This window comes from Dendronalium phyllosphericum CENA369, from assembly GCF_016056275.1.
Taxonomy (GTDB): domain Bacteria; phylum Cyanobacteriota; class Cyanobacteriia; order Cyanobacteriales; family Nostocaceae; genus Dendronalium; species Dendronalium phyllosphericum.
In genome coordinates this window covers 1-10,486 of sequence record NZ_JAECZA010000220.1, presented here as the reverse complement: position 1 = coordinate 10,486, position 10,486 = coordinate 1, and the positions used below count along the sequence as shown (strand labels likewise).

The 10,486-nt window shown below is 40.6% G+C and carries 11 protein-coding genes and 7 pseudogenes; 15 read left to right on the top strand and 3 right to left on the bottom strand.

Annotated features, from left to right (window positions below; translation table 11 throughout):
• Positions 1 to 208: pseudogene (locus I8752_RS24345) on the top strand (IS4 family transposase); the annotation flags it as partial.
• Positions 209 to 257: 49 nt separating this feature from the next.
• On the opposite strand, the pseudogene I8752_RS39145 reads toward I8752_RS24345, so the two are convergent.
• Positions 258 to 683, bottom strand: a pseudogene (locus I8752_RS39145) (DUF4277 domain-containing protein); the annotation flags it as partial.
• A 94-nt stretch (positions 684 to 777) separates the two neighbouring features.
• On the opposite strand from I8752_RS39145, the pseudogene I8752_RS24335 reads away from it, so the two are divergent.
• Positions 778 to 1,068 (top strand): annotated as a pseudogene (locus tag I8752_RS24335) (ISH3 family transposase); the annotation flags it as partial.
• Between the two features lie 138 nt (positions 1,069 to 1,206).
• Here the strand turns inward: I8752_RS24335 and I8752_RS24330 are convergent.
• Positions 1,207 to 1,650, bottom strand: a pseudogene (locus I8752_RS24330) (IS701 family transposase); the annotation flags it as partial.
• Positions 1,651 to 3,055: 1,405 nt separating this feature from the next.
• Here I8752_RS24330 and I8752_RS24325 point away from each other — a divergent pair.
• The 13 genes and pseudogenes from I8752_RS24325 to I8752_RS38830 all read left to right on the top strand — a co-directional run.
• Positions 3,056 to 3,895 carry a DUF3050 domain-containing protein gene (locus I8752_RS24325; protein ID WP_214434814.1) on the top strand — a complete coding sequence of 280 codons (840 nt, stop codon included), beginning with the start codon at positions 3,056 to 3,058 and terminating at the stop codon, positions 3,893 to 3,895.
• Positions 3,896 to 4,025: 130 nt separating this feature from the next.
• Positions 4,026 to 4,310, top strand: coding sequence for a hypothetical protein (locus tag I8752_RS24320; protein WP_214434813.1), 285 nt, complete (start codon positions 4,026 to 4,028; stop codon positions 4,308 to 4,310).
• A 43-nt stretch (positions 4,311 to 4,353) separates the two neighbouring features.
• The gene (locus I8752_RS24315; protein ID WP_214434812.1) at positions 4,354 to 5,247 is read left to right on the top strand and encodes a sirohydrochlorin chelatase; all 894 of its coding nucleotides are present in this window, start codon (positions 4,354 to 4,356) and stop codon (positions 5,245 to 5,247) included.
• Between the two features lie 439 nt (positions 5,248 to 5,686).
• Positions 5,687 to 5,905, top strand: a complete 219-nt coding sequence (locus tag I8752_RS24310; protein ID WP_214434811.1) for a class I SAM-dependent methyltransferase — start codon at positions 5,687 to 5,689, stop codon at positions 5,903 to 5,905.
• Positions 5,906 to 5,949: 44 nt separating this feature from the next.
• Complete coding sequence (locus I8752_RS24305) at positions 5,950 to 6,285, top strand: methyltransferase domain-containing protein (RefSeq protein ID WP_225895877.1); 336 nt, start codon at positions 5,950 to 5,952, stop codon at positions 6,283 to 6,285.
• A 299-nt stretch (positions 6,286 to 6,584) separates the two neighbouring features.
• On the top strand, positions 6,585 to 7,292 hold the full coding sequence (locus tag I8752_RS24300) for an alpha/beta hydrolase (RefSeq protein ID WP_214434809.1): 708 nt from the start codon (positions 6,585 to 6,587) through the stop codon (positions 7,290 to 7,292).
• A 66-nt stretch (positions 7,293 to 7,358) separates the two neighbouring features.
• Positions 7,359 to 8,141, top strand: a complete 783-nt coding sequence (locus I8752_RS24295) for a DUF3598 family protein (protein ID WP_214434808.1) — start codon at positions 7,359 to 7,361, stop codon at positions 8,139 to 8,141.
• Positions 8,142 to 8,255: 114 nt separating this feature from the next.
• Positions 8,256 to 8,513 carry a methyltransferase gene (locus I8752_RS24290; RefSeq protein WP_318780890.1) on the top strand — a complete coding sequence of 86 codons (258 nt, stop codon included), beginning with the start codon at positions 8,256 to 8,258 and terminating at the stop codon, positions 8,511 to 8,513.
• 5 nt (positions 8,514 to 8,518) lie between these two features.
• Positions 8,519 to 8,698 carry an MFS transporter gene (locus I8752_RS24285; RefSeq protein ID WP_214434807.1) on the top strand — a complete coding sequence of 60 codons (180 nt, stop codon included), beginning with the start codon at positions 8,519 to 8,521 and terminating at the stop codon, positions 8,696 to 8,698.
• A 38-nt stretch (positions 8,699 to 8,736) separates the two neighbouring features.
• Positions 8,737 to 9,132, top strand: a pseudogene (locus I8752_RS24280) (helix-turn-helix domain-containing protein); the annotation flags it as partial.
• Between the two features lie 251 nt (positions 9,133 to 9,383).
• Positions 9,384 to 9,476, top strand: coding sequence for a winged helix-turn-helix domain-containing protein (locus tag I8752_RS38840; RefSeq protein WP_404827121.1), 93 nt, complete (start codon positions 9,384 to 9,386; stop codon positions 9,474 to 9,476).
• Positions 9,477 to 9,667: 191 nt separating this feature from the next.
• Positions 9,668 to 9,832, top strand: a complete 165-nt coding sequence (locus I8752_RS38835) for a hypothetical protein (protein WP_214434805.1) — start codon at positions 9,668 to 9,670, stop codon at positions 9,830 to 9,832.
• Between the two features lie 15 nt (positions 9,833 to 9,847).
• Positions 9,848 to 10,099: pseudogene (locus I8752_RS38830) on the top strand (IS630-like element ISAva6 family transposase); the annotation flags it as partial.
• Between the two features lie 23 nt (positions 10,100 to 10,122).
• Here I8752_RS38830 and I8752_RS39140 read toward each other — a convergent pair.
• A pseudogene (locus I8752_RS39140) lies at positions 10,123 to 10,218 on the bottom strand (IS982 family transposase); the annotation flags it as partial.
• Positions 10,219 to 10,486: the final 268 nt, after the last annotated feature.

Sequence of the window (10,486 nt, the reverse complement as noted above, 5' to 3'; positions counted from 1 at the left end):
CTTAAAACTTGACAAATTAATTACTAAGAATGTCAATGGTATCACCATACAAATTTACGTTAGTTTAATAGCCTATCTAATTTTACAGATATTATCTATCCCACAACAATGGGGACATACACTATTAGATAAACTTCGCTATTTACAATCTTGTATGTGTCAGAAAATCAGTTATGTTCATTGGTTTGAGGAAATTATGTTTTGTTGAGTAATTTAATCTTTTTAGAGCTAGTGTAACTAGATATGTAAAGTTTTGTATTAGAATTCAACATTTCTGTATCCAAACGTACCCGTTCTGGTTTGAGATCGTAGACACACAGCAAATTACTCCCTAGTTCTGACTCAAATACAGACCAGCAGTCATCACAATTAAGGTAGCGTAATACCGCTTCTAGCCGATCATCCGTCAAGTCTAATTCCTCTAAGGAATCGCCCATCAGTGTTTTTAAAGTTTCCAAACGCTTGGAAGCCCAGCCTTGGACTTGATTTAAACGATGATCTGCTTGCGATAATATATGTGTTAACCAAATTACCGCTACGCTCCCCAAACTCTCACCTTACCAATTTCCATGTGTCGGAAAGTGCTTATCGATTAACTTGCCTATCCCCATCTTCTGTATTTGTGTCAGAAGTACGGGTATATCATCGACTCTTTCGTTTTTAATTATGGGTTCAGTTGCCATAATTCTGAACCTATACCGATTTACTCATTTTTGGAAATATGTCTTTCGGTATACTTCTTTTCCTAACTCCTCAAAAAATGAGCGAACCGGGAGTGATGACTATCGTCTACGTTTTGGGATTGAGAGTAGCTACCGAATGAAAAATCAGTGCCGAATCAAAACTACTATTAAAAATCCTATCATTCGACTTTTATTTGTAGCTTTGGCATTCTTAATTATTAATGTTTGGATTTATCTATTATGGCATTATATCAGCCGTTTAAAAAGAAGTACTAGACAAGTTTTTTCTCACCTATTTACTCTTAAACAGATGCTTGAATTTTTACGCCAAGCAGTAGACCGCAACTATGGGGTAGCCTGCGAAGTTTATTTCCCGTCCAGCTGATTTTGCTTGATTTTTAAGGCTTATCTATAAGCTATACTTATTATTTGTCTCAGAAAATCAGCTTTTTTACGTTCTCGACAAAACTGTATCATACACTACTATTTTTTCGCGATCGCCAAACTTTTCGGTCTACTGACCTTTGCCTCTCCAAACTCGAAAGCTCCAAGGGATTCGCCATTGCCCGAAAACTAGGTACATGACGACCAGATGCAAGCCACGTTTACGGTTATAGACGCGGATTAAATGGTCAAATTCTTTGAATTTACCGCATTTTTCCAGGGTGGTTAGGTCAAGAATAACTTGCAGTTGAGGTTTACGACCTTTAGGACAAGCAGAGAGAATCGCACTTTGGATGTGCTTACGGGTAACGCGAATGATTTGACGGGTTGGCCAATCATATATATTCAAGAAGCGACTAATAGCACTAGCCGATTTGGTTTGGCTGTGCTGTGGTAGATGATAGCCTTTTGCCTCCAAGAATAATCCCAACATAGCGTTGAAAGTTTCTTGTTGGTAAGCAGAAGCAATTAATGATTCTAAGATGTAAACTAGCTCTTGGGCGTGAGCAAGAAGATATTTCATTGTTCTTGCTAGCAAATTGAATGAATACGCCCTTTTCTCTCATATTTGGGTCACTTTAAGCAATAGGAGCAGCTTTAATTGTACTGGAGAGCAATTAAGTACTTTATGAAAATGATAATCGCGTTCTGGGGGTGAGTGGGTGAGCGACGCTCACCCACTCACCCCTGCCCCTCTTCATGATTATCATTCTCTATACATTATTCACTGAGGTACTCAAGTATTTAAAGGATTAACAAGTATTATCAATAACTTTATGCCCAGTATACAGTTACTTAATAGATTTGCAATACTTGATACTTCTATTCTACATATTCAGTGTTTATCCACCTAGGTGCAAGATATCAGTTAAGTTGAAATAAATCTGAACTTAAGTACAGTTGAATCTGAGTACTTCAGATCGCTCATGGGCGATCTTTTTGTCACTTAAAATATAAACTCAGAATTGATGACAGCTTGAAGCTGACTCCATATATTAAGTTATATAGATGTTAGAGGATGTTTGAAAAGTCCCTAATGATGTATCAAATAGTTTTAGATCCCCCTAAATCCACGCCACTTGCTCCACTTGGGGAAGCCCCAAGACCGCAGTGGCTCCCCTTGAAAAGGGGGACTTTGATTCTAATTCCCCCCTTTTTAAGGCAGGGCTGTTTCATTCGCTCAGACCGGGATTTTGTCAAGAGTATCGACCAAAAATTTTAGGAAGTTGGTAATCGAAAAGTTACTGCTTCAATCAATAAATTTAAGTGCGATCGCCTGGTTTTTGACCCAATTAGATTATTTAACGACCTGATTTTTTTAGCTGATACGCTTGTAAATAAAGGTCTTTTAGGGAATGAAACAGCCCTGCTTTTTAAGGGGGGCTAGGGGGGATCAACAAGTGTCTAAAATCACAGCTAACTACTTTTCAAACAACCTCTTAGCTCGACTTTATCCATTTTTAGTAAACCCAAAACCTAACGCTGAAACCATTGTGGTAAGGTAGTTTTAGTTTTTGGACTTGAGCGCAAATCAATGACATGGAAAAAGTATTTGCTCTTATTGCCAGGGGTTTTGCCGAATCAGGAAAGCCGAGTTCTTAATTTTGGATAAAGCCGAGCTTAGTCAGGATTGACAAAAAGAGATTTCACAGTGCTAAGAGTACAGTGAATGCTTTTTTCGTCGAGGTTTAGAATGAGTCACAATATTTCTGCCCAAGCAAAAGCGCGATCGCAAGTCCCTTAGCTTTACTACCATCCCAGCGAGATCGGCGACAACGATCGCTGAATACCAAAGTAGTGCTGCTTTGATAACACTACCCTCATTGCTTTCATACTATTTCACAAAAACTCCGATATAAATACAGACTGTGTAAAGACGCTTTGTGAGAATATCTCAATTCAAACAAAAAATACAGAGGGTTCCATAGATGAATATATTTCAAATAAAAACTACCAAAGGAAATAACAAGCCAGCTATATCGTCAGGAATAGATCCTTACATGTGGCTTGTAGAAAAAATTGAACCCACCCGTACCGATCTTCTAAATCACTCAGTTTACAAACAATTGGGAGATATAGCATCTGTGCGGATATTTATGGAATCCCACATATTTGCTATTTGGGATTTTATGTCACTGATTAAAACTCTTCAACAGCGAGTAACTTGCTTAGACGTGCCGTGGCTTCCACCGACAGACATTAATTCAGCAAGGATGGTTAACGAGATTGTTCTAGCTGAAGAAACTGATGAAGTTACCCCAGGGCATTACACAAGTCATTTCGATCTCTATCTAACTGCTATGTCAGAGATTGGGGCTGATAGCAGTTCGATCCGAAAGTTTATTGACTCTCTTCAACAAGGTTTTTCTGCTGAGGAAGCTCTAGCCCCTCTTTCCATACCCGAATCTACAAAAACCTTTGTACTTTCCACCTTAACCACTGTAAACAAGTCAACCCATGAAGTTGCGGCAGCTTTTCTACTAGGTCGAGAAGACATCGTACCTGCGATGTTTAGGCAAATCCTTGCAAGTTTAGAAAGTTCTCATGTATTCACCTACAAATCCTTGCAACTTTACCTCGACCGACACACTTTTCTTGATGAGGATCAGCATGTCCCAATGGGGCAGAAACTCTTAAAAAATCTTTGTGGTGATGACCCTTTGAAGTGGGAACAAGCTTTACATTCTGCTCACAACGCTCTCAAAGTACGCTGTTCCCTATGGGATGGTGTAGCTCAGTCGATTCAGGAAAATAGAGAGAATCCATAAGTTTAGTAGAGCCTAGTGGTTTGTCACTCCAAAAATCATGGGTGGAGGCAGGCAGGGGAGGCAGGCTTTGCCGTGAGCGTCAGCCGAAGAGGGAAGTAGGGGAAGAAGAGGAATCGCAGGAGACACAACCATGAAATTAGAACTGCATAGACCAGATGCCGTCTGCTTATCATTGGATACCCTAAGCTGGTCAACTGAACATTTAGAACAGTCTCACCAGGAGTTCCACGCTTTTACCTGGGTGCAACTACTAGAACTTCCCAGCCCCTTCAGTTTTGATGAAGCACTTCTACTGTGCCAACATTCAGACGAGCAATGGTTAGCTTGGATTCCAGATTATGGTGAAATTGTGCTACATACTAGCCAGTTTTGCCAAATCCGCTCTGAGTTACTAGCTCGTCAAGCAGATGCTTGACCAGTGGACTTTGTAAAAAAAACTCAAGGAGCTAGAACTGAGAATGGCTATTTTAGACACCACAAGTCTGACCCAGATGGAGTTCCCAACTGCCGCAACCTTGAAATTGCCACCCTTGCCGATAAAGCGTCCTTTATTGCTGATTGGTCATGGCACTAGAGATGCACAAGGAAGGCAAGCTTTGTTAAATTTTGCAGCTGCCTATGCAGCTTTAGATTCATCGCGTCCAGTTTTGCCTTGTTTTCTGGAACTTACTGGTCCGACAATTCAACAAGCAGTAGAGCAGTGCGTGGAAAGAAGCTACATTGAACTCTCAGTGTTGCCAGTAATGCTATTTGCTGGACGGCATAGTAAATTTGAAGTCCCCAATGAACTAGACCGTGCCAAGACTAGGTATCCGCAGCTGAAGTTTCACTACGGGCATCATTTTGGGATTACACCTCAAATTATAGAATTGTGGCGATCGCGTTTAGCACAACTTGACTACCCTGAATACAACCCCAGACAAATTTCTCGATCTGACACCGTTCTTTTGTTTGTCGGTTGTGGTTCTAGTGACCCCGATGCCAACGGAGATGTTTACAAAATAGCTCGTATCCTCTGGGAAGGAAGCGGCTACTCCACGGTCGAAACCTGCTTCATCGCCATTACCTATCCCAAGTTAGAAGAAGGCTTCCGTCGCGCCCGCTTTTACCAGCCTAAACGTATCATTGTCCTGCCACACTTCCTGTTTACTGGTGTTTTAATGAAAAAAATTATTAAGAGTACTGCCCAACAGCAGGAGCAATACCCAGATATTTGTATGATTTGTTTACCCGAAATGGGTCTGCATCCTCAACTATTCTCGCTATTACGAGAGCGAGAAATTGAAACTCAGCAAGGACTTGTGCAGATGAATTGTGAAATGTGTCAATTCCGGCTAATAGGTGTGAAATGAGCGTCAGGCAAATGGTTACGGCATAGAGCCGAGATCGGTGCAAGTGCGATTGATTCTGGAGAAACTTAGTATATGGGCATTCGTGAAAATTTCAGGTCAAATACTATTTGTCAATAAGCAATAATACTTAAAATATCGTTAGAATCGGGCTAAAATTGGGGTTGATAACACTACCCAAGATTCGAGATTAAGCTTACTTAGCCTAGAGATAAGATATCAAACTCTACCCACTTTTATCATCTATTGAATCTTGAACACGAACTTTGATTCTTCATCCAATAATATTTTGTCGTAATAATCAAGGAGAAAATGCAGCTTTATTCACCTATTGAGATTGTACTTTCCATAATTAGAAACTTGTCTAAGACATCATGCAAAATATAGCTTTTGGCTTTCAAAGTTTTGAAAAAACTAATGACGAAATTTTTTTATCTAATTTTTGGATAAGTTTGATGAATTAGATTCAGTGCGTGCCTGCAAACAGCAAATGCTAAATTCTTTAGGTATTAAAAAAGGTCATCGTGTTTTAGATGTAGGATGCAGGGTCGGTCACGAAGTGCAACGAATACAACAACTGGTTGGTGATGATAGTTTAGTTGTGAGAGTAAATAAAAATGAGGAAATGATTGAGGAAGCGAAAAAAGAGCAGATAAATTGAATTTACAAATTAAATACTATATAAGTGACATTAACTCGCTCAATATGAATAATAATAGCTTTGATGCTTGTCGAGCAGAGCGTATTTTATTGTACGTGAGCAATCCAAAGAAAGCAGTGCCTGAGATGATTCATATATTAGCTCCTGGTGGAAAGCTTGCTATCTTTGAGTTTGACTTAGATGGCATTTCTATTAACTTTACATACCCCACTTTAACCCACAAAATTGTTAGAGTCATATTTGATAGTTTTCCCAATGGTTCAATAGGTTGTAAGTTGCCAGAAATATTTGAAGAGTTAAAAATGAGCAATATCGCTGTTGTTACTCACTCTATTATGATAAGTATGAAGTTTTCATTTTGGCTTGTTATGGAGTTTTAGAGCAAGCGCTAAAAAAAAAATTATTCGATCCTGAGTTATATAAATGGGGAAAGCAGTTAGAATAAATGCACAAAAATGGGCAGTTTTTCGCTGAGTACCCAGCATTTATTGTTACAGGTACAAAGAGTTAATAATAAGATGTTTTCAAAGTTTTAAAAGGTTAAATTTTAGGGTAGTGTTATCAAAGTGTCGCCACAAGTTTAGACCAAACTCGTAGCGGTTAATAAATAATCTAATAACTAAGTCGTGCAGTTCGCACAAGCTCAATTTCTATACTGTATTCATTAAGGGGTTATCCTATGTCAACTTTTGTTTTAGTTCACGGCGCATGGCATGATGGTTCTGCTTGGGAACCTACTATCAAACATCTAGAAGCGAAAGGGCATCGAGCTTTTGCTCCCACAATCGCTGGGCATGGTAAAGGCGTAAATAGAAACGTCAACCATGCTCAATGCACGCAATCGGTTGTCAATTACATTGTTGACAAAGACTTAACCGATATCGTCCTTTTAGGACATAGTTTTGGTGGGACAATTATTGCGAAAGTTGCCGAAGCGATTGGCGATCGCATTCGACGGCTGATCTTCTTCAATGCCTTTGTCTTGAATGATGGTGAGAGCGTCAAAGATACCTTCTCACCTAACTTTCATGGGTTATTCGACAAGCTAGCGAGAGAATCGGACGATCGTACAGTAATGCTACCTTTTGAGATTTGGCGTGAGGTATTTATCAACGACGCTGATCTCGAACTGGCTAAATCCAGTTACGCACAATTATCGTCTCAACCCTATCAACCGCTAATCGACAAGTTGGACTTAAAGCAGTTTTATGTGCTGACTATTCCCAAGAGTTACCTCTACTGTACAGAAGACAACGGGGGCTGGCATCCGAGAATGTCCAGTCGTTTAGGGCTATTTCGGCTTGTGCAAATGCCGGGTAGTCATGAGGTGATGTTTTCTAACCCTGTCAGTTTAGCAGAAAAGATTATTGTGGCAGGGCGCGACTAGCAGTGTTCAAATGAACACTGCCGTTTATTATTTTATCTAGAGCTTGCAAGTGAGGAAATATACACAATGACATCTAAGTCCGTTGATAATGTTGCTCAAAGGGAGAACCAGCTCCAAAATTGGAATAATTTTTGCCGCTATCATGTAGGCGACTGGCATGGTATCTGGACTAAATATTCGCCAGAAGGACACTCAATTGACTCCTTCAAGTGTGTTCGCTCCTTCCACCTCAGTGAAGATAGTAGCCAGATAACTCAGCAAAATTACTACACTTATTCTGATGGAAAGACTGAACTACAAGATGCTGGTCCTTATACCAGTGCAGGTCTATCTTTTAACGGCCATCTCTTTGTCGTTTTGTTTCTAGACAACAGCTTTTCCTGGGGATCTACAAAGATCGCAAATGCGGACGCTCAGTTATTCTGTGAAACAGGGTTCGCGCATGGAAACAGGAGGATGAGCCTTAGCGCTGTTTACAAAAAAAGCGGTGAATTGCAGCACATCAGAGCGATCTCTGAGCAATTAGACAGCTTTAATGAAGCGCTTCCATCTCCTGGTGTGATTCAACCTGACGGCGTTTGGCAGGGGACTGTCAAACAGATAACTCCCGATTTAGTCACATCCTCTCCAAAAGAAATTGGATGGCAACCCCTGGAGAACGAATGTGGCAATAATCAGGTATTTTACTTAAGAGGAGGCTCGATTAGTTGTCCCTTGAGGATTGAAAGCAACACAGTCCTGGATTTGATTGTCGATTGGCAGGCAGATCCAAACAAATTGTTCCGTGGAATTCGCCACTTTGACAATTGCGAGTTGAGTCGCTTTTTGCTTAAAGTCTACGAATCCTAATCAGATTCGGCGATCGCAGCACTTCATCAAGGACAATCACCTGCTCCGTCCCAACACTGTTTAATAGCTTTAAAATCTGTAGCGTTTATCCTGCATAGCTTAAAGCTTTTCTTAGTGCCATTCGAGTCTGTGCCATCGGGTGGTGATGTTTACCTGATGCGGTGGATCATCCACGATTGGAATGATGAAAAGTCCTCACTCATTCTCAAAAACTGTCATCAGGCGATGCCGGATTGTGGCAAACTACTCCTTGTCGAAAGCATTTTCGATGCACTTTATTTACTGACCCGCCTAGTACTTTGCGAACTTCCTGCCAACGCACGGATTCTCTGCGTCGGTGTGGGAACTGGTACAGAATTAGGTTACCCTTAGGGTTAATGATTGGCTCCCCCGAAGCTAAAGCTCCAACTCTCTACTGGACAGGATTGCTAACATCGGTTCTGTTGCTGGGACGGGCAGCTGGTGGAGTTCCGTTTGGCATCCTGGACGATCGCATTGGACGCACCAAAACGCTACTGATTACCACCCATTATTCCAACTTATATTATGTCCGGTAAATCGCTTACGATAAAAGCGGTGAGTGCAAAGATGATGAATGCCGAAACGAATTAGTGTAGCCGCACATTTGAGTCTAGAAGAGCTATAACAACGTTACCGTCAAGCTAAAGGTAGTATAGAAAGCCGCCAGTATCAGATTATCTGGCTACTAGTACAAGGAAAAAAAACGGAAGAAGTGGAGGAAATCACTGGCTACAGTATAACGTGGATGTACGCCTTGGTAAAAAGATACAACGAGTTAGGTGTAGAAGGATTAGGCGATCGCAGACAGTTAAACCAAGGAACGCAGCCGCTAGTTGATGATATTCAGCAAGCACAATTATGGCAAGCGTTACAAGAAAAAGCACCGGATGGAGGGTTATGGAATGGCAGGAAAGTAGCAGATTGGTTAAGTAAAGTCACAGGAACAAAAATAAGCAGACATAGAAGATGGGCATTCGTGACAGGTTAAGGTCAGATACCATTTGTCAATAAGCAATAGTACTTAAAATATTGCCAAAATCGGGGTTACAAACAGAATTTTTAATCGGGCGATCGCGTCATCTTGATACGCATCATTTATTCTTAACCCATAATTTCAGTACAAAAGTTAACTTAGTACCTCGGCTCCCCCTAAATTTTAAGCATAATTTCTAATTGACAAAAGTAAGATTATCTTAACCTCTCACCGATGGAGGATGGGAGATATTAAGACAGATGACTTTTAGACTGAGAGTTCCTCGCCCATCCCACACAAAAAGCGATACTTTTGAGCAAGAGGCTTGGAAAAAAAAATAGCAGCAGAAGTAAAAACACTTCAAACCACTTACCCGAATGCAGAAGTACAGCTGTGGAGTAAGGATGAGCAGACGCTCGTTCGCGTAGCGTCTCCCCTTGGAGAAGACTCGCTACCGCTTCGCTAACGCTTAGGACTCAAACCTGTTTTACGACGAGTTTATGTACCAGAAGGGGAAACACCAATAGCTGATGTGAATTGGCGCTTTCAATGGTTATGGTTATATGCTTTTGTACACCCTAAAACTGGCGAAACTAAGGCGTGGATTCTTCCTTATGTGAACACAGAATTATTTAATCAGGTTTTAGCCGATTTTGCTCAGGAATTTGGCTTAGGTACTGATAAACGCATTCTTTGAGCTGTTGACCGAGCAGGTTGGCATACCAGCAAGAGTTTAGAGATTTCCGAAGGACTACATTTAACATTTTTGCCCCCTTACTCACCTAAATTACAACCCGCAGAAAGGTTGTGGATTTTAGTGGACGAACCAATTGCTAATCAATTTTTTGAGACAATTCATCATTTAGAGGATGTCCTATTTCATCGGTGTCAATTTTTACTGCAACAGCTTGATTTAATTAGTGGCTTGACGGGTTTTCATTGGTGGCTTCAAACTGGTGCTTAATCATAAATTACGCCTAATGTGAATTAAATCGGTTGAGATTGAAAAGTAAGAACATTGATACCAAAATGGCGAAGAAGCAACAGACGTAAAGTGTGAGAGGCAATTTTGGCAGCAATATGACCCGGATTTCTCACAAGCAGTAAAAAATCAAATTGTATGGCGTGATGTGAGTCCTTGTTTTGATACATCACCAATCAAAATTTATGCGCGGAGTTAAATTAAGTATAAAACAGTAGATACAAAGGGCGTTGTTGCGTGAATAAGGAAAATGGTAAATTTTACCTATATCCTGTGTCCTGTCGCCGCCCTTAGCCCAAGATGAAGACGAAAGCCCAGTATAAAGTTCAGAATTGGAACGCCTATGATGCGGCACTAAAACTTCGAGGC